The organism is Shewanella sp. Isolate7, from assembly GCF_022398425.1.
GTDB lineage: Bacteria > Pseudomonadota > Gammaproteobacteria > Enterobacterales > Shewanellaceae > Shewanella.
Map to the genome: position 1 here is coordinate 105,597 of NZ_JAKEVJ010000001.1, position 23,499 is coordinate 129,095.

The following is a 23,499-nucleotide window of genomic DNA, read 5'->3' on the forward strand; positions in this document are numbered from 1 at the left end:
TTCAGGATTAATTGGATCCACTCAAATGCTCATCTAATTGATTAATAATGTTGATTAAAGCTTGCATCTCGCCCCGCCCCTGCCACACATACTCGGCCATGGGGCCTAAAGCTATCTGACTGGGTAGCGTGCCATTGACCGCAATGATCTCACCCATCTTGGGCAGAAAGATAAACTGTAGCCACTGCTCAAAGGCCATGGACTCGCAGGCAAAGGGGGTCGGGTCGGCCATCGCCTCGGCGGAGGGCGGCTCGTCTTGCCACAGTTGCAGTCGTTTCAATTCGGCTTCGATAAGCCTTAGCTGTTTTTCGGTATAGAGAGACACACTTTCCTCGATGATATCTTTCGCCGCGGCGCCTAGGCCTGAGCGCTAATTCGGCCGAAATTGTACCATCTCACCTGACTTCTCCCTATAATAAGCGCCATTTAATCTGTTCCCTGTAAGTAAAACGGCATTCAAATGACTGAAATTACGACCCTGACTCAATTTCTCACCACGGCTAATACCCAGTTCCAGGTCTATGATCTCGGCCGCCGGGTACAGCATATCGACATGATGGCCTTCTCCCAAATTGAGGCCCTCCAGGCGCCTTATCCTTCGCCTATACAGGGTCATGCGCAATTTGCCATCGTCTTCTGGGACAAGTCTAACCAACACTTCATCTGGTTCCTCAAGTTACCTCTGGATGAACGTGGCCTGCTCTCGCCGGCGCCGAGAACGCAGTTTATCCGCATGGTGATTGAGGCCCTAGGCAGCGACCCGACTCAGGCTTTATCCGAGGAGCAGCAAGACAAGCTCGCCAACCATCCCTTTGCCTTCAAACCCAGCGCAGAGAAGCTGGCGCTGTTCAACGCCTTGGTTCGCAAGCAATTAGGCCTGCCCGCCTCGGCGCAATATGAGTTTGCTTATCAGTATCTATCGGGGCAGGTTGCAGCCGAGCGTTGGCAGGATGTAGGCTTACAGGGAATGGCCGACATCTGCGTGCATGCCAGAGAACTCGATCATAGTAAACAACTACTCAACGCCCTGGAGCACAGCGCTGACGAAGTCAAGATAGCCCTGTGCCAACAGCTAGAGCACATCACCCTCGAGGCGCCCTTAGCCGAGCGGCTGCTTGAGGCGTTTTATCATGCCAATGCCCAGCAGAGGCTTTATTACCTGCGTGCACTGGCCTCAGCACCCGCCCTGGCACAACAAGCGATACAGTATCTGGATGAGCAAGATGCGCTGGACAATAACGCCCTTATCACCATAGCAGGCAGAAACTGGACTGCGTTAAAAGACGATCGGACTCGCAAGATCTATCTCGAGGCCCTAGCAAAACAACCCCAAGGCTTCTTTAACCATATCTTTGCTGATATTGTGGCAATTCCAGCGATACGAACTCAACTCTTGATGGCATTAAGAGACAGTGAGCGCAGCCAGGCCCTCGCCAATGCCATAGGTGGACTCTTTAAGGTGACAAAAGCATGATGACAGACTTTTTAATGATCGCCGCGCTGGTGATCATTGCCGCCTTCTTCTGGCAGCTAAGACAGATGGCTGAGCTGAGCCGGATGTTCGCCAGCAGTGAATGCAAGAAGCAGCGAGTACAGCTCCTGGCTATCGCCATGGAATCGGCCCGCCCCAGCATTGGCGGCACTAGCGGACTCACCTGGAAAGCCAAGTTCTTGATGGAGTTCAGTACCGACGGTATCAATCAATATCGTGCACATATCTGGATGCATGGTAAGAAGATAGAAAAAATTCAGTGGCCCATCTTTCCCGAGCCGGAATGGCTCGAAGCGCCAGAGGCAAGAGGTTCAGTCGGCGGCAGCTGTGGCAGTCGCGGCGGTTGCAACTCTGGTGGCTGCAAATAAGCCATCAAATTCACCTCTAAGGCTGATCCACAATAGTGCTCAGTCAGCCGCAATGCCTTAATCAAAAAACTTTGACCAAGGTACTTTTATAAAGGCGCCTAAATCGAGACGCCTAAATCGAGACGACTAAATCGAGGCGACTAAACCGAGAAGCCTCTGATGACAAATAAGGCTCACGGATAGAAATTCTCTATATGGCGCAGATAAAGAAAAAGCGCGGCTCAATTAAGAGCCGCGCCTTCTGTCTTTTTCGCTAAGCAATCCAGCTATTTAAGTGCTCCCTGCTCCATCCTTGCGAATTTATGCTCCTTGCATCTTCCTTGGTCCTTCCATTCCTTGTACCTTTTAGCACTTGCGTACTTAGGTACCGTCCCTTTACTTGGTCATCCATTTACCAAGTTTGCTTAATCCTTAAGCATGTCCAGTCTCGTCCTTGGGATTCCTTTCCTACACTCCTTGTCATCTGCCATCCTAGGCAGATATCCATCATCCTGATGATGATTAGGTCGTCCTGACCCTTCCTTTTCCATTCATCCTTGAACACTGTTAATTCTAGTGCCCTTGTCGCCCAATAATAGAGATGGAAAAAGTTCTGCTTGGCTGGTCACATTATCTCCATCTCAACAAAAAATAGGTAAACACCTGAATTTAATAACAAATAAAGAATGGTACAGATATAGATAGCAGGTTATCAGCTTTATCTCGCACATCAATGTAAGAGATGTCTCACACGGCGGCGGGCACTTTCTGTGAGTTAAGTCTAACACCTGCAAAACCTTTCGTTTCCTGCGCCCAGGCCAAGGGCTGAGGTAGCCCAAAACGATTAGCCCAAAAAAGAAAAGGCGCACCATAAGTGCGCCTTTCTATACTCTTGTGTTAGCCATCCTGCTATCACCTTGCTCCCTGCATCATCCTGATCACATCGGCTTCCTGCCGTCTCCAATTCCTGAGACATCCTATCTTTTTCTTCCCTGGGTGGTCGACTCATTCAACCACGCTCCCACATCCTATGGGCTCCGACGCTTCCTGCCGCTATCCTTTTATGCTTACGCTTACCTGTTCCCTGGTAGCTGTCCTTTGGTTACACTCGTATCCCTTGAGTGAAAATCCATTTCGCGATGATCCATATCGCCTATCGTCCTAAAGCATCCAGCTCTCGTCCCTGATAAGATTCTCACGTCCTCGACAATCTTGCTCTTCCTTGGCCTGCTATTCCTTAGCTTACATTCCTTAGCTTTGGATATCCTTTGCCTTCACATTGCTTAAGTAAGCTCCTTAACTTAATTTCAGTATACTGGGCGCAGCGCCAGAATGTACGCCTCTGAAAACAACCTTAAACCGACTAAATTTCAAGCAAGGCGAAAGTTAAGAATAACACATTGAATATAAATATTATTTAAGTGTCCGCAGGAGAAAACAGGGTAGAGATAAGGAGGAAGACTCACATACTTGTAAGCGATCTCTCACAAACAGCTTGGCAAATTGTGAGTCGTCTGCGCCATAGTGCGAATTTCAAAGACCTTCTCTGAATCAATTTAGCGCCTCTAGGCCAAGCGCAGACCCACCCACCAGTTTATTAACCAGGAGCCACGCGCTTAATCCGCCGCGAGTTAACTGACATCACTTAGACCACCTTAAGACAGGCGTTATTGACCAAGCAGTCATCGACGCCCGGTAAGCCACTGGGCCAACATCACCCAATCGGCAATGAAACTGTAGAAGGGGTACTCAAAGGTCGCGGGCCTATTTCGCTCAAACACGAAATGCCCTATCCAGGCCGCACCATAGCCCAAGACCGGCAGCAGCCACAGCATCCAATATTTGCCCAGCACAATAGCCATGACTAAGAGTGCGAGCACCGACAGGCTACCGACATAATGCAAGGTGCGGCACCTAGGATCTCTATGCTGCGACAGATAAAACGGATAGAAATCCCGAAAGTTGGTATAGCGTTTACTCAATTTCGGTGCTCCGATAGAAAAGCAGCTCCCCCGGCACGCCACCGATGACCAGGCGCTCAATGGGCGCAAAATCCATGGAAGAAAAGAGATGAGCATGCTCGTCCTGTGTCACGTAAACCCCGACGCCTTCGAGCTCGGGTTGCTCGTCACACCAGCTCATTACCGCCTGAATCAAACGCTTACCTAACCCCTTATGCTGCTCGATCGGGGGGACGGCAATGAACTGCAATATGCCACATTGAGTGCTGGGCAGATGTTCGAGGATCGAAGACTCTTTCTTCATCAGCGCCTGGGTCGACTGCCAACCGGCGCTTAACAACATCTTGAGGCGCCAATGCCAATATCTGGCTTCCCCTAAAGGTACCTGCTGGGTCACGATACAGGCCAAGCCAATCAGGCGTTCCTCCTCAAACAGGCCGATCAAAGCCTGCTCCTCTTGCCAGAGGGTATGCAGTTCCTCGCGAATAGCCCCACGCAGCTTCTGTTCATATTGCGCCTTGTCTCCCTTATGCAGGGCGGCAATAAAGAAGGGATCATCATGGTAGGCGTTATAGAGAATCGAGGCGGCGACACGTAGGTCTTCGGCGGTTAAATAGACAGCTTTATAGGTTTCATTAACAGGTGGGGTAGCTGTTGTCATCATTGCTGTTATTCCTTGATCCAGATCAACATTGTCCAATGTAACAAGCTCGTAAAAAAGTGCAAACTTTAATCGATTCGAAACTTTATCAATTTATTGCATACTAAATAGGAGCACCTCATTACTACTAACAAGCGAGGGATAAGATGGATATAACACAACCCGATCTAGCCAGCTTATTTGATCAACTCGGCCTGCCGAGCGACCCCGATGCCGTAGAGGCTTTTATCAAGCAACATTCCATCGCCGCGGAGATCCATATTGCCGAGGCGCCCTTCTGGTCTCAGGCCCAGAAGCACTTTTTAGCCGAGGCCTTAGGGAAGGTGCGAACAAGTCGTCGCACAGCTCTGGCTTTGATAGCAGCGACAGTTCAAGGCATTCAACTGAGGGCATGCCGAGGCCTGCTGAAGTTGAATAACGCCGAAATGGTGTTGCTATCAAAGCCCCGCAGGGCGAGGCTTACAGCGGTATTTGCTGCGTTACAGTTCTTGCGAAGGACTAGGGCCATTCGCTGCAAACTGTGCCTAGCATCTATCCACTTTAAGCACACGCAGAGCAAGCGCACAGCTCTGGCTTTGATAGCAGCGACAGTTCAAGGCATTCAACTGAGGGCATGCCGAGGCCTGCTGAAGTTGAATAACGCCGAAATGGTGTTGCTATCAAAGCCCCGCAGGGCGAGGCTTACAGCGGTATTTGCTGCGTTACAGTTCTTGCGAAGGACTAGGGCCATTCGCTGCAAACTGTGCCTAGCATCTATCCACTTTAAGCACACGCAGAGCAAGCACGGGACTTATTCGCACCTTCCTTAGCAGAAGATGCCATGTGGACAGAGGTGATCGATCATCTCGATGCCCAGCTTAGAGCCTAGGCTATAGGCATAAAGTATCACCTTATAGCGCAACGAACTAAGGCCGCCAAAAGGCTTAACACCAAAAGACCTAAACAAAAAAGCAAGCCAACTTGGCTTGCCTTTAAAGGTTAACTTATTCCATTACATGTTCTGATAGGCCTTCTCGCCCCAGCCCACGACGCGGTTATCCGTGATCACAATAGGTGTACATTCATCCTTAGTGGTCGTGCCATCTTCGCGCGTACGCTGGGTACGATAGTAGAGTACGTTGATCGTCTTATCTTGCTTGGTATAGGCCTCGTTAAAATCGGCTGTGCCCATCAGTGTCAGCACCTGGTCGCGGGTCATCCCCAAAGATAACTTAGACAGATTAACGCGGTTCTGCTCCTGCACGCGCTCCCAAGAATTACCTGTGCTCCATCCCTTGTCGCCTTCGCCCACATTCAATACACACCCAGATAGCGCTATACTGGCGGCGCCTAAGACCAATGCTGTTGTTAATTTTGTTTTCACTTTCACGTCCTGTTTATCTATTATAACTGGATTCAGGTAAAGCAAAGCTTATGCCAAACAGACATATCAATATTTATCAAAACCTTAAGATAAATTTGATTTTTAATTCATGTCAGCCAGGCTAAAAAGTAAGGAATTTCACCAATCATGAGTCCTCTCGAACAGGTGCTGGTCGCCGCACGAAAATTGAGTCTGGCGGGTAAGCCCCCCAGCCTGGCTTTAATCAAGGCGAGTCTCGGCAACTCACTTCCCATGCCCATACTGGTACAAGGGTTACAACGCTTTAAATCAATGTCGGCCGACGAACAGGCGGCGATAGTGGTCAGCGCAGCGGCACCTACAGCAAGTATTCAGAGTGCAGAGGCGGCGCCGAATCTTGCCCAGCTGGCTGAGCAGGTCGCTAAGCTCACTGCCAATCAAGAGATCTTGATTAAACGTATCACCGAGCTCGAAGCCAAATTAAACGACAAGGGTAATTGCTGATGCACGTGGTGGAACTCAGATTCGAGTGTTTTGACAACACCACCATCACGGCCGCCGAGCGTGCCATTAATGGTCTACTCGAAGCCTACCGCGCCAATGGTCAGGTATTGGGACGCGAATTTGCCGTGGCCTTCAACGAAGGTGAATTCAGGGTGCATCTGCTGTTACCAGAAAAGAGCAGCCTAGCCAAACGTTTCAACAGCCCCTGGGTCAACTATGCCCTCGAAGAACTCACCGAGGCCAAACTGTTGCATCCAAGAGAAAAATATATCGGTCAGGATATCAACTCTGAAGTCAGCAGCACAGAGACACCCAGCTGGCAACTACTCTATACCAGCTATGTGCATATGTGCTCTCCCCTGAGAAATGGTGATACCCTGCAGCCCATTCCCTTGTATCGACTCCCGGCGACCTTTAACGGCGATCACAAGCGGGTGATCAAGTGGCAAACCGAATGGCAGGCCTGTGATGAATTGCAGATGGCGGCGGCCACTAAGGCAGAGTTTGCCGCCTTAGACGAACTGAGTCAGTGCGACAGCGACCTGTTTCGTCGCGGCTGGGATCTGCGTGGACGCATCGAATACCTCACCAAGATCCCTACCTACTACTATCTCTATCGTGTAGGGGGCGAGAGTCTGGCCGCCGAACAGCAAAGACCCTGTCCACGTTGCGGTAACCCCCATTGGCTACAGGAGACACCACTGCTGGATCTGTTCCACTTCAAATGCGATAACTGCCGCATCGTCTCCAACATCTCCTGGGATCACCTTTAATCAATACGTCTCTGCAAATGAGGCGCACTTCAACCAAGGCGTCTCTTCACCGCTATAGTCCTTTGTGAGCAGACTATTATTTAACGCTGAGCTTAGCCCTTAGCGCGCAGATGGCGCCACATGGTCTTGAGTCGCTGCCAGATCCCGGGATGATCTGTCTCGGGCATAGCGACTTCGACCGGTTTCTGCGGCGGACAGACTCGCGGGCTAAGAGAAGCAATAAAATCCTCCAGACTATCGGCCAGTTGACGATGAGGCAGCTCACCCGGAATCTCTATCCAGACGCTGCCATTCTCATTATCCACCACCAACATCTCGTCGCCTTCCCCCAGCACGCCGATAAACCAGGTCGCAGGCTGTTTCAGCTTCTGTTTCATCATCAGGTGGCCGATGAGATTTTGCTGTAAGTATTCAAAATCTTGCTGGTTCCAAGGCTGTAGTAGCTCCCCTTTACCAAAGTCTGAGTCAAACATCAGCGGCGCCGAAAAATAGCGCCCATACAAGGCCTGTATGCTCGGATGCAGTTTGATGGAGAGCGCATGCTCTATGTTGTCGAACTGCCCCTGGCTGTCGCGTCTTACCGCCTGCCACTGCACCGAGCGCTCGGGCGACGCTTCCACCTTTTCCTGATCGCACGCCAGGACGCAGATTGAGGCTTCCCCTAAGGGGAAATAGCGGGGAAATTCCCCCAGTTTGTCGCTATAGGCTTGATGATAAAGCGTAAAAAATTGATCCAGTGCAGGCAAATAAGACACTTAGCAGTTACCCGAATTTTAAGTATAATGTGCGCCTATTTTGACATGGAAAAACGATTGATGACACAGGTTCATGACCCTTATCGCGACGCCCCCGCGTTGTCCAAACTGACCTTAGGTAAATCGACTGGCTATCAGGCCCAATACGATGCCTCCCTGCTACAAGGCGTGCCGCGCCAGCTCAACCGGGATGCCATCGCCTTAGGCGATCCCCTGCCCTTCCATGGGGCCGACATCTGGACCGGCTATGAACTCTCCTGGTTAAACGCCAAAGGCAAACCCATGGTGGCCATCGCCGAGTTTATCCTCGACTTCAACAGCGACAACCTGATCGAGTCCAAGTCTTTCAAGCTCTATCTCAACAGCTTCAACCAGACCCGCTTCGACTCCATCGAGCAGGTTCAGCAGACTTTAGCCAAGGATCTGTCGGCCTGCGCCGGCGGTGAGGTGGTAGTAAAAATCATCGAGCCAAAGCAGTTCGTCCATCAGCGCGTCGTAGAACTGCCAGGCACCTGCATCGACGATCTGGATATCGAGATCGACAGCTACGAATTCTCTAGCAATTATCTTATCGACAGCACGGATGACAAGAGCGTGGTGGCCGAGACACTCACCTCTAACCTGTTGAAGTCTAACTGCCTGATCACCTCTCAGCCCGACTGGGGCAGCGTAATGATCCGCTACCAGGGCCCCAAGATAGATCGCGAGAAATTGCTGCGCTATCTTATCTCTTTCAGGCAGCACAATGAGTTTCACGAGCAGTGTGTCGAGCGTATCTTCGTCGACCTCAAGCGCCTGTGTCACTGCGCCAAGCTGACCGTCTATGCCCGCTACACCCGCCGCGGTGGCTTAGACATTAACCCCTATCGCAGCGACTTCGAAAATCCACCGGAAAACCATCGACTGGCGCGTCAGTGATCTGTTGAATGCGTAAATAAGCCCGCACTAAGCGGGCTTTTTCTTGCCCTGACGATGCTGCCCCTGCAGCAGACTCACCAGCGTCTGGCGCAGCCACACATTGGCAGGATTCTGAGCGAGCCGTTTTGACCACAGCATATAGATATTCAGTGGCTTGGTCTCAAAGGGGGGCTCAAACACCTGCAGCTTAAACAGTTCGGCATATTCCCTGGCGTAAGACTCGGTCACTATGGCCAGGGCATCACTCTTCGCCGCCGTGGCTATCATGCTCAATAGCGAAGACTGCTCACAATACACCTTACGCTCCGGCAGCACCTGGGTCGTCAGCATATCCACCACCTTGAGGTTAAAACGCCTGAGGTTGAAGATGATATGCTTCTCCGCAAAATACTGCTCAAAACTCAGACTCCCCTGAATGCGCGGATGCTGCCGGCGCGCCACACAGACGATGCGCTCTTGCAATATCTGCGCAACGTCAAAGCCGGCTTCCTGTGGCTTAGAGACATCGATAGCCAGATCCACCTTTTCAGTTTGCAGATCTTTCAAAAAATCCTGCTCCTGCACAGGCGCCTCTTTAAAGATGATCTCCACCCGCATCTCACTGAGGTATTCCTCAGCCGCCGCCTGAAGCAGCTCAATGATGGTGTCGTTGGCATAAACGGTGAAGGTTCTCTGGCTCAACTTAGGGTCGAAAGCCTCCAGGCCTGCAACCAACTGCTCGATTTCAGCCAAGGGGCCGGCGAGATGCCAATACAGATTCAGCGCCGCGGCCGTGGGTTTAACGCCTCTTCCCACGCGCACAAACAAGGCTTCGCCAACCCTGGCCTTCAGGCGGGTGATGGCATTACTCACCGAGGACTGAGTGAGATCCAGTTCCTCAGCCGCCTTGCTAAAGGACTCGGTACGACAGACGACGGCAAACACCCTTAACAGGTTTAAGTCTAATGGTTTACGTTGCGGCATAGGCTCGAATACTATTTATAATATAAATATTACAAAGCAGGTTACCCCTAATTATTTAACAGCTCAAGCGCCATATACTGACCTCATCGATTAAAAAACCAGCTAAGGGTCAGACCATGAAAAAGACACCATTAACGCTTTGCCTGCTCGCCGCACTATCCATCAACGCCCAAGCCGCCCAACATGAACACGACCACATCAGCGTCGGTTATCAGGGTAAGGCCGCCACTGCCCACACCAAAAAGGCTAATCAGGCACTGGCACAGCAACTCAACTTTGCCGACACGGCCGCCTTCGAGGCGTCTAGTGCCAAGCTGATTGCCGAGTTGGATGAGACGACTGCCGCCATCCTGCGCGCCGACTTTACCTTTCTCGGCGACGAGGCGCCAGACACCATCAACCCTTCGCTGCATCGTCAGGCAAGGCTCAACATGGTCGCCAACGGACTGTACGAAGTACGTGATGGCATCTATCAAGTCAGGGGGACAGATCTCGCCAACCTGACCCTTATCCGAGGGAAAACCGGCTGGATTGCCTACGATGTCTTACTCACCAAAGAGGCCTCAATGGCATCAATAAAGTTTGCCATGAAGCACCTGCCCAAAGATGGCGATCTCCCCATTGTCGCCATGATCTACTCGCACAGTCATGCGGATCATTTTGGTGGCGCCAGGGGCGTGCAGATGCTGTACCCAGAGGTCAAAGTCTACGGCTCTCATAACATCACCAAGGAGATCGTCGACGAGAACGTGCTGGCCGGCAATGCCATGAGCCGCCGCGCCGCCTATCAATATGGCGCCACCTTAGGGAAACACGAGCACGGTATCGTCGATGCCGCCCTCGGCAAGGGGATCTCCAAGGGGGAGATCACCTTCGTCAAACCCGACTATACGCTCAACGCTGACGCTAAGTGGCAAACACTAAGCATTGATGGCCTGGAGATGGTCTTCATGGATGCCTCTGGCACAGAGGCTGCCTCAGAGATGATCACCTACATTCCGTCGATGAAGGCCCTGTGGACGGCTGAGCTCACCTACCAGGGGATGCATAATATCTATACCCTGCGCGGCGCTAAGGTGCGTGATGCACAAAAATGGTCAAAAGATATCAATGAGATGATGAATGCCTTCGGGGATGAGGTGCAGGTGCTCTTCTCCTCCCATTCGGCGCCCATCTGGGGTAACGGCGCCATTAATGATTTCTTACGCCTACAAAGGGACAACTATGGTTTCATCCACAACCAGACCCTGAGACTGGCCAACCAGGGCGTCAGCATCCAGGATATCGGCGATGCGATTCAAGAGGTGCTCCCCGCTGCAATCGAGCAGGCCTGGCATACCAAGGGCTACCACGGTACCTATAGCCACAACGCCAAGGCGGTATACAACATGTACCTGGGCTACTTCGACATGAACCCGGCCAACTTGAATCCGCTGCCGACTTCGCCCGAAGCCGTAAAGTTTGTCCACTACATGGGGGGCGCCGAGCAGGTGATGGCGAAGGCCAGCCGAGACTATGCCCAGGGGGAGTATCGCTTCGTCGCCACCGTGCTTAACAAACTGGTGACGGCAGAGCCAGACAATCAGGCCGCTCGCGATCTGCTCGCCGATACCTATGAACAGCTGGGCTACCAGGCCGAAGGCGCAGGATGGCGTAACATCTATCTGACCGGGGCCCAGGAACTTAGGATGGGAATTCAACCTGGCACGCCAAAGACGGCATCGGCAGATGTGCTCAGTGAGATGGATCTCTCGACCCTGTTCGACTTCCTGGCGGTGAAGATAGATAGCCTCAAGGCCGAGAAGCTGGGCCGGATCAGCCTGAATGTGATCACCCCAGACGAGTCGAATGTCCTCTATGTCGAACTGAGTAATGGCAACCTAATCAACATCCAGGTTAACCAGCCAAAGGTTGCCGATGCCACGCTCACCATCAACAAGACCGACATCACCCGGATATTGCTAGGTCAAACCCAATTAGCTAAGCTGCTACAGCAGGGAGAAGCCAGCATGACAGGCGATCAGCAGGCCTTTAACAAAATCGCCTCGACCATGGTGCAGTTTGATCCCAACTTCGAAATCGTCCCGCTGGGAAAACGTGAACATAAACATGATTAACAGCCATAGCTTAGTATCTTACTAACTCGATTTAATCAAACGCCAAACTTAGCCGATTTGGCGTTTATCCCTTCCCCCGATTGATGCAAAAAACATTATTAAGCACAACTTAAAAATACCACTTTAGAGATACCTCTAATTTAGTATGAGCTCATGATCTTTATCACAATTATTGACACAAAAACTTAATCACCGTGTAACATTGTTTTAGATCAACAAATTGATCCTTTTGAAGTCCTATAACAGTTGATGAGCAATGACCAAACAAAAGGATCACAATTAATGAAACTTCATGCCCTCAGCCTTGCCGTGCTTGCCAGCTTATCCGCCTCTGCCCTTGCGACAGAGAGCGTCGATCCGCTGAAGAAGGCCTTTATCGACGATTCTAAGGTAAACTTACAATTTCGCCTACGCTATGAAGATGTGGATGTCGCCAATGTCGACGAGCAAAATCAGACCACACTGCGTACCCGCCTGACCTATCAAACCGGTGATATTTATAAGCTATTTGCCTTGGCAGAAGTAGATGATGTGCGCTCTACCGATGATGAGCCTCTGATTGCTGACTATGAATATACACAGATCAACCAGGCGTACATTGGATACCGTGGCCCTGCAAACACTTTGGCCCAGTATGGTCGCCAGCGCATCCTGCTTGACAACCAGCGCTTCGTCGGTGGTGTTGGCTTCCGCCAGAACGAGCAGACCTACGATGCCTTCTCGGTAAAAAATACCGCCGTTGAAGGACTAACCGCTTACTACGCCTATGTGAATAATGTTAATCGTATCTTCCCTGAAGGTTCGGGCAAAGATGAGCACAAGAATGAAACCCACCTACTTAACGTCAACTACAAAGGTTTAGATTTCGTTAAGTTAAGTGGCTACGCTTACCTGATCGACAACATCAACGTAGCAGCCTTCTCGACTGACACCTATGGTGTGCGCGCGACCGGCGATATCAAGCTAGATAAACTTAAGTTCAACTATGAGGCAGAATTCGCCCAGCAGTCTGAAGGCGGCGACAACCCTGTAAGTTACTCAGCCTCATACTACAAGCTCGGTGCTGGCGTAAACTTCGATGCCTTCGGTGCTAAAGTGGGCTACGAGGTATTGGGCTCTGACGACGGAAAAGCAGGCTTTATCACACCACTGGCCACACTGCACGCCTTTAACGGCTGGACAGATAAGTTCCTGTTTGGTGGCAAGGGTAACTGGGAAAATGGTATCGTAGAGACTCACCTTATTGTGACTGCCAAAGTCGCAGGTCTGAAACTACTCGCCAAGTATAACAAGTTTGACTCTGACTATGGTGATGTCGACATGGGTAAGGAATGGGGCGTATCGGCTACCTATCCTTTCGCCAACCACTATAGCGTGGGTCTGAAATACGCCAGCTTCAGCGGTGCCGATGAAGGTTATGCCTTCTCTAACGACACAGACAAGCTATGGCTAACCTTCCAGGCTAAGTACTAAACCAGAAGTACCAAGCCATTTTCCTATCGCCCAGGGCGGGCGATAGGCGCTAGTACTCCCTGAGTTGCAACAGCTTTGCAGGAATGCCAATTTTAACCTTGGTTTTCCTGCTTTTTTCTGTCTGCCGCTGTCGGTTCAGGCTGCTTCACTCTATCAAAGCCTAATAAACCCAGACTATATCCTAGGGTCTGTTGATCTTTGCCGTTTGTTTTTGCAGCAGTTTGAAGGTGATTTATACAAGGCAGAGTCCGTGTATTGTAGTTATTCTACATGAGCGGGCGATAACGCCGTAGAAATGGCCTACAAAAGCTGCCCGAAGGGTTCATCTAAACGCGCCTTGCCCTTTGTTACCTGCTATTTACATAGAATAACTATGCCGCACAGCATGCGCCTTGAGCAAAATGCGTTTAGATCGAACAAAAATTAAACCTGAAAGATAAACAGACCCTAGAGCTAAGAATAAAAGCTAGTCGGCCAGCAACAAGGCCTGCGCACTCACCATCTCACAACATAACGCCAGTGGCTGTGTCGAGGAGAGGCTCAGCGCAAAACGATACTCATCATCGAATTGCCCTAGGATACTTTGCCAGCCCGCAGCAGGCCGAGCCAATTGCTGGCTGTCGCCTGCATCGGCTTGGTCAGCATTTTCTCGGTCGAGAAACAGGCTCACCGCCTCTTCTATCCAGACTTGTCGGGCCGCTAAGCCATTAAAACTCAGCGCCTGATGCGGGGCATCACTCAAGGTAAAATAGAAAGACTTGAGAGAGAGCGCCAGCCCCAACCCCTTGGCCTTGATGTATGACTCTTTCAATGCCCAGAGATCGAAGAAGCGCAGACGCTGCCGCTCAGGTGGCAAGGCCAGCAGGACGTCTCGCTCCTGCTGGGTAAAGTAATGGTTAAGGATGGCGTGAATGTTGGTGTTAGTGCGTAGACGCTCGATATCGACGCCCAGTTCCAGCGACCTGACCTGTTGCTCTGACCCTAAAGCTCCTGATTTAAAGGACTTAGATGCTAAGGACTTAGTTACTAACGGGTTAGGTGCTAGCGTATTAGGCGATTGAGCGATCGCCAAAAGCATATAGTCGCCGCTGTGACTCAGGTTAAACACCAGACGACTACGCTGAAAAAGCGGCTCGTTCAGCACAGGCTTGCCCTTATCCAGATAATCGAAACGCCACTCAGTGGGGGCGATAACATCACCGGCTTCAGCATTCAGGCACTCATGGGCCTGCGACAGCAGCTGACGCAGATAGCATCTGACCAAGAGTCCCTTCTCTCTGGCGGACGCCATTCGATAACGCGTCACTTTCTGCTGCTCATCCAGCGGCAGGATGTCAAGCAGGCGCGCCTGCTGCTCGGCGCTGAAACTGGGCAAATTCAATGGGCAGAGATAGAGATGTACGGGAATAGCGTCCCCAGCGACCTTGTTCAACTCGGTTAATGTCCTGCTTGATAAGTTGGCCAAGCCTACCATCGACGGCTTAGGAGCACCACCTGAGCCGCTAAAATAGGCCTCTCTTTGAAACCTGGCTCAGATGCAAACCAGCTAAAAACTCCACTTGAGCTGCAGATAGCCTAAGGTGGACGCCGACTGGCCGAAAAGGCTCGCAGTCGAGCCATCGAAACGCTGTGCGATCAGGCTAAGCTGCCAATCGTCCGCCAGCGAATACTGATAGGTGACGCCCACAAAGAAGGAGCCATCATCATAGTAGCTAGCATTGCTACTCAGGCGGCTGAGGGGCGTGATGTCAAAGCCGACATCCAGATAATAGGTCCAGGTCGTAAAGCTCAGGGTACGCGCCGAAAGCGGCAGATTAAGATAGAGTAAGGCACTGTCGACAGCCACCGGAGATGAGATATAGAGCGCGGCGCCCAGCAGACGCCAGTTTGCCTCAGAGGCAAAACTGTAATCCATCTCAAGCGTAGCCACAGTGCTGGCCCTGAGCGACTGTGGCTGCAACTCGCTCCCCCCTGGTGAAAGCCTCGCTCCACCCGGGTCATCGATAGGGTCAAAATAGCTCAGCTCGCCCCGTAGCCCGGCGCCAAAAAGATCGCCGGCAAACCCGCCACCGAACACCCTGTCGTCGCGAGTCTCACCTATGATCAGCTGCCAATCCCAGCCGAGGTTATAGCCAAAAACGTCATCACCAAGAACGCTATGCCCGAGATAGCGCCCGGCATACTGGCGATTAGTACGCTCGGCGTTAGCGGGCGTTAACCCATCATCCCCCTGACTATAGACAAGCTCCAGTTGACTGGCATAACCCAGTTGACGGCTAAGCTTAATGGCATCGACGCCCCGGCGCTCAGGATAGTCGACATCATAGATGGAATAGGCGTTGAAGATATCATTGGGGTTCCACAGGGTACTCATGGCCCAGTTGACCCTAAAGCGGCCTGCGGTTAGCTCCCACTTGTCATCGAACTGCCAGCTCAGGTAGGCACGATCTAACTGACTATTGCCAATCCAGTCGCCACTCTCGAGCCAGTTGGCCGACAGATCCCAGTAGCCGGGATCCCTCGAGATCAGGCCGCCATAACCCGGCAGGCTGGTGGTGTCACCTGCCATAAGACGATTGCGCAGCCCTACGTTCACCCTGACTCTTTGCCAGCGATACTCGGCGTCGATACGATTATGCAGCAGGCCGTCCCACAGCTTATCGCCCTGCTCTGGCGCGACCATAGAGCCCAGATAACTCACATAACCTTTGACCTGCCAGGGCTGCTCGGGCGCAACGCCGGGAATGGGCGAAGCTAATGCCACGAAACTCGACTGAGCCGCGAAGAGGCAGACGACGGCAGCCAAGCATGGCCTTAGCCTTAGCAAAAGCATAAACACTCAGCCGCCCGATTCATTGACGACGATCCTCCACCAGGCGGCCATCTTCAAACACTATCACCCGCTTGGCTCTGGCGATCACCCGTGGATCATGGGTCGAGAAGATAAAGGTGGTGCCCTCCTGCTCGTTTAAGCTCTGCATGATATCTAAAAGCTCGGCGGTGCTCTTGGCGTCTAGGTTGGCCGTCGGTTCATCGGCCATCACGAATCTGGGTCTCGGTGCCAGGGCACGCGCCACCGCAACCCGCTGCTGTTGGCCACCCGACAGCTTGGCGGGGATCTTGTCCTTCTGATCGGTCAACCCCACCTGAGTCAGCAGCGCCATGGCGCGCTCGCGGCACTCGGCCTCGCTGTGGCCCTGTAGCTGCATGACAAACTCCACATTCTCTAGCGCCGTCAGTACGGGCAGCAGGCTGTAGTCCTGGAAGATGAAACCCACATGGTCGCGGCGAAAGGCGATCAGCGCCTGCTCGCTCAGTCGGGTGATATCCTCACCGTCAATCAACACGGCGCCGCTCGTCGGGCTATCTATTCCGCCTATCATGTTGAGCAGCGTCGTCTTGCCCGACCCGGATGGCCCCATGATGGCGACGAACTCCCCCTGGGCTATGGTGAGATCCAGCGATTTTACCGCGGCCACCGGAAAGTCACTCTCGGGGTTATAGATTTTCGTTAGTGCTTGAATCGCTATGGTCATGAAATACGCTGACTCCTTTCTCTAATGAGTCTCACCCAAATTTTCCCCAACCTAATGCTTCTGCGCCATGGCATCCACCGGACGCTGCTTGATGATCTGCCGCGCCGGATAGAGGGCGGCCAGCAGGCTCGCTACCACCACCATCGCCAGGGTCAGAAGATACTGATCTATAGCGACCTGTGGATAGAGGGTGGTCGAAACGCCAAACGCGCCGAGTCCATCGGCCATGCTGCCAAGGGGAATGCCTGTCTTACCCAGCAGCGCAATTACCATTACACTCAGCAGCAGGCCTAGAAAAGCCCCCGTAAGCCCAAGCAAAAGTGACTCCAGCAGGATAAGCCCCATTATCTTAGGCTTCACCATGCCGATGGCCATCAGCACACCGAACTCCCGCGTCCGCTCAAATACTGCCATCAACATGATGTTGGTGATCCCCAAGCCTAATGCCGAGATGAAGATCACCAGAATCACCGCATTGCTGGTGCCCATCTGCGCGATAATGGTCGCCAGCATGGGCTGGATCTGCTGCCAATCGCGCACCCTGTCCTGCGGTGCCAGGTCGCTGGAAAGTGCCTTGGCAACCGCCCTGGCGCGGCTATTGTCTAAACTGTCGCTGTTACTCAGGCGAATCGCTATCTCATGCACCCCATCTAGGCCAGCAAGCAGGGTCAGATCCTTACGGCGCACATAGGCGTTGGCCTCATCGAAGGTACAGGAGGGCGAGCGATAGAGGCCCGCCACCCGAAACGCCGCGCCGCTCACCGCCTTGTCGGCATTGCTGAAGGTCAATACCACCTTGGAGCCGAGCCTTAACTTGAGTCGGCTCGCCGTCTTTTGTGAGATCACTATGGGATGGCGGCCAGCGATGTCGAGCCAGTCCCCCTCAGTGATATGCTCGGCGATGGGCGTAACCTTGGCCTCGGCGGCCGGGTCGACCCCATTGATACGAATGCCGCGACTCGCCCGGGGTGAGGCCAGCATCCCCTGCACCAGAAAACGCGCCGAGACGCCTTGCACCTCGGGAAGCTCGGCCAGCCTGGCCAGCACAGGTTCGGGCGCACTTATCCGGCTATTGATGTCCGGGTCGAGCAGATAGTCCTTGTTATGCACCTGCAGATGGCTGGTCTGCCAGGCCACGGCGTTATCTATCATGTTGGCGTACATGCCTGTCATGAAGCCTATCATCACCACCACGCCCACCAGACCAAACACCATGGCGCACACCATGATGCTGGTGCGCAGCCGATTGCGCCACAGATTGCGCCAGGCCAACAGCGCCAACATGGGCAGATGCCAAATAGCCTTATCCTTGGTCATCATCGCCTCCTTTGAGCGCCGCGACCACCACCAGCCGCTGGGTTCGCCACAGGGGATAGCAGAGGCAGATTGCCATCAGGCTCAGTATGATGATCACCTGATTGCGTACCAGCGACAGCGACACCTTCATCGGCATCACAGGCTCCCAGCCCATCTCAAGCATCATCTTGGCGGTCTCTCCGGAGAGAGAGATGGGATGGAAATAGAAATAACCGATAACCACGCTGCTCACCCCCAGGCCTAGGGCTACTCCTAAGGCGGCAATCAACAGCGATTCGATCATCACCAGGCGCAGCAAAGTCAAGCGAGCCATACCGGTCGCCAGCATGACGCCGAATTCGCGCCTGCGCTCCAGTGTCATCATCAATATGGTGGCGAACAGGGCGAAGCCGACGATGAGATAGAGCAGGCAGATCATAAACAGGCCACCGGCCCTATCCAGGGCGATCTGCTGCGCCATCTCTGGGGCCAGAGACTGCCAGTCGCGCACCTTCACCCCGCCGTCATAGCGCGCAGACAACTGATGTGTCAGGTGTTCCACCTCGTCCAGTTTGTCGCTATGCAGCACCCAGGCGGTCACCTGATTGCCGGTGGAAAACAGCTCTTGGGCCGTGCCGAGCGGCATATAGACCAGCTGATTATCCAGCTGCGCCAAGGGAAAGTGCAGTATGCCGGCAATGGGGTAGACACCGGCTGCCGTCTGACCGTGATAGCCCTGCCCGTAGAGCACCAGCTCATCGCCGACACCCAGCTTGAGATACTCTGCCAATCCTTGCCCCAGCAGCACCTGCTTAGCATCAGGACTTAGGTAACTGCCCGCCACCAGCTTATCTGCGATACCTGAATAGTCATTCTCAAGCTGGGGACGCACGCCGTACACCACCACCCCCTTAGAGCGCTCCTCGCTGGAGGCCAACAGGAAAGATTCGATTCTGGGCAGGGCGTAGCTGATGTGAGCAAGGCCTTTTGCCTTGGCGATAAACTCATCATCGCCGGGCAGCAAGTCTTCGATGCTCTCTGTGGTGGCATACTCGGGCGATTGCAGCTGAATGAGACCGGTGGAGAAACGGGCACTGTTGTCGATGTTGTGCTCGTAACTGCCCTCTTGCATGCTACGCATGAACAGAGACAGAAACAGCGCCAAGGCCAGGGCGAAGGCGGTCAGCAAGGTGCGCCGCTTCTGCCACCAGAGATTACGCCACGCCAGCTTAATCAACATGCCTCATCCCAATCCTTGTGCCAAAGGGTAAATCCAAGATTAGTCCCGCAGCGCCTTCATCTGCTGCTGCGAGAAGAAATCGTCGCCTATGTCGAAATCAAATGCCGCCTCATGGGTGATGAGTTCGGTGCGCTGGCCCGGCTTATCGGCGGGACTCATCACCATCTTGGTGGCCAGCATGCGCCCGCCCATCACCTGGATATCCGAGGTGGTCAGGGTATTGACCGGTTCGTCGAACTCATCGAAAAACTCCGCCCGGCGTTGTAGGTAGTGATTGGAGGAGATCCACAAACGGATGCGGCTCCAGACCACGGGAGCATCCGGCTTGGCGATGGCGTCGATAACGAAACAGTCGTCCCCTTCTATCGCCTCGTGCTTCACCAGTTGATGGCGATAGTCGACCACGATAGAGGACTGATTGATGAGGTCATCATTGGTAAAGTCTGAGCCCATCCAGGACTGACTCAACATGGAGGGGGCTATCTTGATGATGCGCTCGATGGCGGGCACCCAGTTCCACATCTCACGGTAGCGTTTAAGCGACACGCTTCCCTTGTCCTTCGCCGGTGCCGTCACCAACACTAGCGACAACTCCAGCCCCTTGGTCCAACTCTTCATACTCATGGAGCGGGTCCAGTCGGGACGCACTATATTCATGGTGGCCACCACATAGCTGGACTGGCCGCGCATCTGCTCGTCGGCGCGGCGCACTATCTGCCGCGCCTGCTCGGCTAAGACTGCCTCCTCGGCTGCTGCCTTTTCCACAGCCACAGCCACCGCTTCCACAGCCATGGCCTCCATCGCCCTAGCCTCTGTGAATAAAGATAGCGGCGTCGTCCACACCAGCGCCAGGCCAAAGATGCCGACTAACCAAGGTCTTACTGCTTGCATGCCAACGTCCCCTGTTGATGTGTAAATGCTAGGGCCTGTTTATCTTTCGCGTTCATTTTTGCAGCATTCTGTATCACTTTTATACAAGGCAGAGCGATTGTCATGTAGTGCACTACATCAATGAGCGATAACGCAGCAGAAAAATGATACAGACGCTGCCCGCTGGGTTCGTCTTGAGCACGTTCAACACTTTGTTACTCGGCTTTTATATAGAATAACTATACTACAAGCCTCATGCCGCGATTTAAACGTGCTCAATTAGAACAAAATTTGCTCTCAAAAGGTCAACAGGCCCTAGGCTAACCACTTAAACTCTAGCCTATAACCTGTTGTCTTAAAAAGAAACATACAAACGCTTACGCTTAGACATTCACCCTGTCACCATGGCTCGGTGGCGTCGAGGTCACCAGAAACTCCAGCACCTGCTCGCCGCCGTTGCGCAGGCAGTGAGCCTGACCCGGCGCCACATGCATCCCCTGATGGCCCGTGAGTCTATGCTCGATACCCTCCACCTCAAGCAGCGCCGTCCCCGACAGGATAAAGAAAAACTGCTCCGCCACCTTGTGGTAGTGACGCTGCTCGCCCCTGCCCACAGGTACCCGCTCCTGAATCACGCTCAGCGCAGGACGCTTCACCAAATGCCAGCCATCGCAATTGTCACCCCAAAGATAATGCTCGGCATTTTCCCGACTTATCGACGTCATCCCCGCTCTCTCCCTAATGGCTCTTGATGAATACAAGCTCTTGATGGCTCCAAGTTCTAAATGACACCAAGCTAATGCCGATACAGACCGGGCGCAATAAAAAAGGAGAAACGGGTTCTCCTTTTTTACTTACATAGGCCTAAGCCATTAATATGCCTTTAATGCGAATACGCCTTTAATGCGCCTTGGCCGCCGAGATCAGCTCCCGCTGCACATGATCCGGCACCACATCGTAGCGGCTGAAGGTCATGGCAAACTGACCGTCGCCCCCTGTGAGGGATTTCAGCCGGGTCGAGTAGTCATCAACGGTTGCCAGCGGCGCCTCGACCTCCACCTCCACCTTGCCGTTACCCTGAGCCTGGGTACCACAGATAATGCCGCGGTTGGCACTGATATCGCCTGTGATGTCACCCACATGTTCCTGAGCCACCTGAACCTGCATCTCGACGATCGGCTCTAAGATCACAGGATTGGCCTCGTTCACTGCATCTAAGAAGGCCTTCTTACCCGCCATCACGAAGGCGATCTCTTTCGAATCGACGCTATGGTGCTTACCATCGAGCAGGGAGACGCGCACATCCTGCATCGGGAAGCCAGCCAGGGCACCGCCTATCATCGCCTCCTTCACGCCCTTCTCGACCGCGGGAATGTATTGACTCGGCACCGAGCCTCCCACCACCTTACTGACAAACTCGAACCCAGCCCCTCTCGGCAGCGGCTCGACGGTGAGTTCCACCTCACCAAACTGACCGGCACCGCCAGACTGCTTCTTGTGGCGATAGCGCGCCGTGGCGCTGCGGGTGATGGTTTCCCGGTAGGCCACCGCGGGCACATCGGTTTCCATATCCACATTGAAGAGGTCGTGGGCCTTCTCGAGGGCGATCTGCAGATGCAGGTCCCCCTGGCCTTGTAAAATCGTCTGCCCCTCGGCCTCGTTCTTAGCGATATGCAAACTCGGATCTTCCACCACCAACTTGTTGAGCACCTCGGCAATCTTCTGCTCATCGCCGCGGCGCTTGGCGGACACCGCCAGGCCGAAGATAGGCTGAGGCAGTACCAGCTCAGGCAGGTGGAACTCATCTTCGTCGTGACTGTCGTGAAGCACGGCGCCTACTGTCAATTCATCCACCTTAGAGATGGCGCAGATATCGCCGGGCACCGCCGAAGTCACGCTGATTTGTTTGTCCCCCTGCAGCTTAAACAGGTTACCCACCTTGATGGGCTTGCGACCATCGCCGACAAACAGCTTCATCCCCAACGAGATAGTGCCCTGGTAGACCCTAAACACCCCCATGCGACCGAAGAAGGGGTCGATGGCCACCCGAAATACATGGGCCAGGGCGTGATCGTCACTGGACTGAGTCACATCCACAGGCACGGCCGACTCCCCCTGCCCCTTGATGAACTGTGGCGGATTGGCCTCTAACGGGTTGGGGCTCAGCTTGATGATAAGCTCAAGCAGTGCGCCTATTCCCACCTGCTGCTCTGCGCTGGTGAAACACACAGGCACCAGGTGTCCCATACGCAGTGCGGTCTCAAGCGGCGCGTGCAGCTGCTCGGGAGTCAGGTTCTCCCCCTGTTCCAGATAGAGGGCCATCAGCTCGTCGTCTTCCTCGAGCACGGTATCGACCAGCTCGTCGCGGGCGCAGGCCACATCGTGAAACAGGGCCTCGCCCTGTAGCTCGGGCTGGGGATGCAGGTAACAGTCGATCACATCGTCCAGGGCGGCATTGGGCAGATTCACCGGCAGGCAGCGATGGCCAAACTTGGTCTGGATCTCATCGAGCAGGCCCGCCAGCTTGGCGCCGTTACCATCAATATGGTTAATGGCGATCAACACCACCTTGCCCTGAGCCCTGGCGGCCTCGAAGGCGCGCTGGGTGATGGTCTCTATGCCGGTGGCGGCATTGATCACCAGGAGCACGGACTCAACACCGCTCAAGGGCAACAGCGCACGACCGAAGAAGTCGGGCAGACCCGGGGTGTCGATGAAATTGATATGATGATTGTCGAAGTCGAGATTGAGGAAGGAAGGTTCTAGGCTATGTCGATGGTCTTTTTCCTGGGCAGTGAAATCAGCATGATTTGTGCCCTTGTCCACCCTGCCTTTTTGAGCGATCGCCTCGCCCTGGAACAGCAATGCCTCTAACAGGGTGGATTTCCCCGCCCCAGTGTGTCCGAGCACCGCCAGATTCCGGATCTGCTCCGTGGTAAACTCAGCCATATAGGCCTCCTTTGAACTGTTATATCAAGAGGTAACAGCACCACGACCTCATTACCTACCACTCAAAATCGTGTTAGCTGCAAACAAAAACAAAGTGTTGTGATCGGTCTATTAACAAACAGTATAGGCCTGTCACTCTGCCATGCTTTTGATCGAGATCACGCTTTAACTCACAGGGTCAATTTAGCTAACACCCATCACAAACAGCGAACATACGTAAGCTAAAATTGCAGGCATCAATGACTTTTAAGTCCCAGGTGATTGTATTGCCCCGCAAGCTACTGTAGTCTGCTGCTCTATTA

General features: G+C 53.3%; 22 protein-coding genes. 8 read left to right on the forward strand and 14 right to left on the reverse strand.

The window, feature by feature from the left end; genetic code table 11:
- Positions 1 to 7 precede the first annotated feature (7 nt).
- Complete coding sequence (locus L1D47_RS00405; RefSeq protein WP_239882123.1) at positions 8 to 325, reverse strand: YqcC family protein; 318 nt, start codon at positions 323 to 325, stop codon at positions 8 to 10.
- Between the two features lie 135 nt (positions 326 to 460).
- On the opposite strand from L1D47_RS00405, the gene L1D47_RS00410 reads away from it, so the two are divergent.
- On the forward strand, positions 461 to 1,474 hold the full coding sequence (locus L1D47_RS00410; protein WP_239882124.1) for a DUF3549 family protein: 1,014 nt from the start codon (positions 461 to 463) through the stop codon (positions 1,472 to 1,474).
- Positions 1,471 to 1,860, forward strand: a complete 390-nt coding sequence (locus L1D47_RS00415; RefSeq protein ID WP_239851565.1) for a DUF3301 domain-containing protein — start codon at positions 1,471 to 1,473, stop codon at positions 1,858 to 1,860. Before L1D47_RS00410 ends, L1D47_RS00415 begins: the two co-directional genes overlap by 4 nt.
- 1,661 nt (positions 1,861 to 3,521) lie before the next feature.
- On the opposite strand, the gene L1D47_RS00420 is transcribed toward L1D47_RS00415, so the two are convergent.
- Positions 3,522 to 3,821 (reverse strand): DUF962 domain-containing protein, encoded by a 300-nt coding sequence (locus L1D47_RS00420; protein WP_239882125.1) that lies wholly within the window; start codon positions 3,819 to 3,821, stop codon positions 3,522 to 3,524.
- Positions 3,814 to 4,464 (reverse strand): GNAT family N-acetyltransferase, encoded by a 651-nt coding sequence (locus L1D47_RS00425; RefSeq protein ID WP_239882126.1) that lies wholly within the window; start codon positions 4,462 to 4,464, stop codon positions 3,814 to 3,816. Before L1D47_RS00425 ends, L1D47_RS00420 begins: the two co-directional genes overlap by 8 nt.
- Positions 4,465 to 4,607: 143 nt before the next feature.
- On the opposite strand from L1D47_RS00425, the gene L1D47_RS00430 reads away from it, so the two are divergent.
- Positions 4,608 to 5,270, forward strand: a complete 663-nt coding sequence (locus L1D47_RS00430) for a DUF2789 family protein (protein WP_239882127.1) — start codon at positions 4,608 to 4,610, stop codon at positions 5,268 to 5,270.
- A 182-nt stretch (positions 5,271 to 5,452) separates the two neighbouring features.
- Here the strand turns inward: L1D47_RS00430 and L1D47_RS00440 are convergent, their stop codons facing one another.
- Positions 5,453 to 5,824 carry a DUF3192 domain-containing protein gene (locus L1D47_RS00440; RefSeq protein WP_239882128.1) on the reverse strand — a complete coding sequence of 124 codons (372 nt, stop codon included), beginning with the start codon at positions 5,822 to 5,824 and terminating at the stop codon, positions 5,453 to 5,455.
- A 147-nt stretch (positions 5,825 to 5,971) separates the two neighbouring features.
- Between L1D47_RS00440 and L1D47_RS00445 the strand changes: the two genes are divergently transcribed.
- Both L1D47_RS00445 and L1D47_RS00450 read left to right on the forward strand, forming a co-directional pair.
- Positions 5,972 to 6,307, forward strand: coding sequence for a hypothetical protein (locus L1D47_RS00445; protein ID WP_239882129.1), 336 nt, complete (start codon positions 5,972 to 5,974; stop codon positions 6,305 to 6,307).
- Complete coding sequence (locus tag L1D47_RS00450; RefSeq protein WP_239882130.1) at positions 6,307 to 7,080, forward strand: Zn-ribbon-containing protein; 774 nt, start codon at positions 6,307 to 6,309, stop codon at positions 7,078 to 7,080. Before L1D47_RS00445 ends, L1D47_RS00450 begins: the two co-directional genes overlap by 1 nt.
- 92 nt (positions 7,081 to 7,172) lie before the next feature.
- Here the strand turns inward: L1D47_RS00450 and syd are convergent, their stop codons facing one another.
- Entirely contained in the window at positions 7,173 to 7,835 is a 663-nt protein-coding gene (gene syd / locus L1D47_RS00455; protein WP_239882131.1) for a SecY-interacting protein, read from the reverse strand.
- Between the two features lie 60 nt (positions 7,836 to 7,895).
- On the opposite strand from syd, the gene queF reads away from it, so the two are divergent.
- Positions 7,896 to 8,753 carry an NADPH-dependent 7-cyano-7-deazaguanine reductase QueF gene (queF, locus tag L1D47_RS00460; RefSeq protein WP_239882132.1) on the forward strand — a complete coding sequence of 286 codons (858 nt, stop codon included), beginning with the start codon at positions 7,896 to 7,898 and terminating at the stop codon, positions 8,751 to 8,753.
- 27 nt (positions 8,754 to 8,780) lie between these two features.
- On the opposite strand, the gene L1D47_RS00465 is transcribed toward queF, so the two are convergent.
- Positions 8,781 to 9,716, reverse strand: coding sequence for a LysR family transcriptional regulator (locus L1D47_RS00465; RefSeq protein ID WP_239882133.1), 936 nt, complete (start codon positions 9,714 to 9,716; stop codon positions 8,781 to 8,783).
- Between the two features lie 116 nt (positions 9,717 to 9,832).
- Between L1D47_RS00465 and L1D47_RS00470 the strand changes: the two genes are divergently transcribed.
- The gene (locus L1D47_RS00470) at positions 9,833 to 11,833 is read left to right on the forward strand and encodes an alkyl sulfatase dimerization domain-containing protein (protein ID WP_239882134.1); all 2,001 of its coding nucleotides are present in this window, start codon (positions 9,833 to 9,835) and stop codon (positions 11,831 to 11,833) included.
- A 282-nt stretch (positions 11,834 to 12,115) separates the two neighbouring features.
- On the forward strand, positions 12,116 to 13,306 hold the full coding sequence (locus L1D47_RS00475; protein WP_239882135.1) for an alginate export family protein: 1,191 nt from the start codon (positions 12,116 to 12,118) through the stop codon (positions 13,304 to 13,306).
- A gap of 466 nt (positions 13,307 to 13,772) precedes the next feature.
- Here the strand turns inward: L1D47_RS00475 and L1D47_RS00480 are convergent, their stop codons facing one another.
- The 8 genes from L1D47_RS00480 to fusA form a co-directional block, all read right to left on the reverse strand.
- Positions 13,773 to 14,738 (reverse strand): 4'-phosphopantetheinyl transferase superfamily protein, encoded by a 966-nt coding sequence (locus tag L1D47_RS00480; protein WP_239882136.1) that lies wholly within the window; start codon positions 14,736 to 14,738, stop codon positions 13,773 to 13,775.
- A 114-nt stretch (positions 14,739 to 14,852) separates the two neighbouring features.
- On the reverse strand, positions 14,853 to 16,112 hold the full coding sequence (locus L1D47_RS00485; RefSeq protein WP_239882137.1) for a hypothetical protein: 1,260 nt from the start codon (positions 16,110 to 16,112) through the stop codon (positions 14,853 to 14,855).
- Between the two features lie 46 nt (positions 16,113 to 16,158).
- Positions 16,159 to 16,842, reverse strand: a complete 684-nt coding sequence (locus L1D47_RS00490; protein WP_239851582.1) for an ABC transporter ATP-binding protein — start codon at positions 16,840 to 16,842, stop codon at positions 16,159 to 16,161.
- A gap of 51 nt (positions 16,843 to 16,893) precedes the next feature.
- Positions 16,894 to 18,159 carry an FtsX-like permease family protein gene (locus L1D47_RS00495; protein ID WP_239882138.1) on the reverse strand — a complete coding sequence of 422 codons (1,266 nt, stop codon included), beginning with the start codon at positions 18,157 to 18,159 and terminating at the stop codon, positions 16,894 to 16,896.
- Positions 18,146 to 19,378: an ABC transporter permease gene (locus L1D47_RS00500; RefSeq protein ID WP_239882139.1), complete on the reverse strand. Its 1,233-nt coding sequence runs from the start codon at positions 19,376 to 19,378 to the stop codon at positions 18,146 to 18,148. Before L1D47_RS00500 ends, L1D47_RS00495 begins: the two co-directional genes overlap by 14 nt.
- A gap of 39 nt (positions 19,379 to 19,417) precedes the next feature.
- Positions 19,418 to 20,269, reverse strand: coding sequence for an outer membrane lipoprotein-sorting protein (locus L1D47_RS00505; protein WP_239882140.1), 852 nt, complete (start codon positions 20,267 to 20,269; stop codon positions 19,418 to 19,420).
- A gap of 362 nt (positions 20,270 to 20,631) precedes the next feature.
- Entirely contained in the window at positions 20,632 to 20,973 is a 342-nt protein-coding gene (locus tag L1D47_RS00510) for a cupin domain-containing protein (protein WP_239882141.1), read from the reverse strand.
- Positions 20,974 to 21,148: 175 nt separating this feature from the next.
- Complete coding sequence (gene fusA, locus L1D47_RS00515) at positions 21,149 to 23,197, reverse strand: elongation factor G (RefSeq protein WP_239882142.1); 2,049 nt, start codon at positions 23,195 to 23,197, stop codon at positions 21,149 to 21,151.
- Positions 23,198 to 23,499: the final 302 nt, after the last annotated feature.

Coding starts and splice junctions, on each gene's coding strand:
- L1D47_RS00410 (WP_239882124.1), top strand. CDS start 461: ATGACTGAAATTACGACCCTGACTCAATTTCTCACCACGGCTAATACC.
- L1D47_RS00415 (WP_239851565.1), top strand. CDS start 1,471: ATGATGACAGACTTTTTAATGATCGCCGCGCTGGTGATCATTGCCGCC.
- L1D47_RS00425 (WP_239882126.1), bottom strand. CDS start 4,464: ATGATGACAACAGCTACCCCACCTGTTAATGAAACCTATAAAGCTGTC.
- L1D47_RS00430 (WP_239882127.1), top strand. CDS start 4,608: ATGGATATAACACAACCCGATCTAGCCAGCTTATTTGATCAACTCGGC.
- L1D47_RS00445 (WP_239882129.1), top strand. CDS start 5,972: ATGAGTCCTCTCGAACAGGTGCTGGTCGCCGCACGAAAATTGAGTCTG.
- L1D47_RS00450 (WP_239882130.1), top strand. CDS start 6,307: ATGCACGTGGTGGAACTCAGATTCGAGTGTTTTGACAACACCACCATC.
- queF (WP_239882132.1), top strand. CDS start 7,896: ATGACACAGGTTCATGACCCTTATCGCGACGCCCCCGCGTTGTCCAAA.
- L1D47_RS00465 (WP_239882133.1), bottom strand. CDS start 9,716: ATGCCGCAACGTAAACCATTAGACTTAAACCTGTTAAGGGTGTTTGCC.
- L1D47_RS00470 (WP_239882134.1), top strand. CDS start 9,833: ATGAAAAAGACACCATTAACGCTTTGCCTGCTCGCCGCACTATCCATC.
- L1D47_RS00475 (WP_239882135.1), top strand. CDS start 12,116: ATGAAACTTCATGCCCTCAGCCTTGCCGTGCTTGCCAGCTTATCCGCC.
- L1D47_RS00490 (WP_239851582.1), bottom strand. CDS start 16,842: ATGACCATAGCGATTCAAGCACTAACGAAAATCTATAACCCCGAGAGT.
- L1D47_RS00495 (WP_239882138.1), bottom strand. CDS start 18,159: ATGACCAAGGATAAGGCTATTTGGCATCTGCCCATGTTGGCGCTGTTG.
- L1D47_RS00500 (WP_239882139.1), bottom strand. CDS start 19,378: ATGTTGATTAAGCTGGCGTGGCGTAATCTCTGGTGGCAGAAGCGGCGC.
- L1D47_RS00505 (WP_239882140.1), bottom strand. CDS start 20,269: ATGCAAGCAGTAAGACCTTGGTTAGTCGGCATCTTTGGCCTGGCGCTG.
- L1D47_RS00510 (WP_239882141.1), bottom strand. CDS start 20,973: ATGACGTCGATAAGTCGGGAAAATGCCGAGCATTATCTTTGGGGTGAC.
- fusA (WP_239882142.1), bottom strand. CDS start 23,197: ATGGCTGAGTTTACCACGGAGCAGATCCGGAATCTGGCGGTGCTCGGA.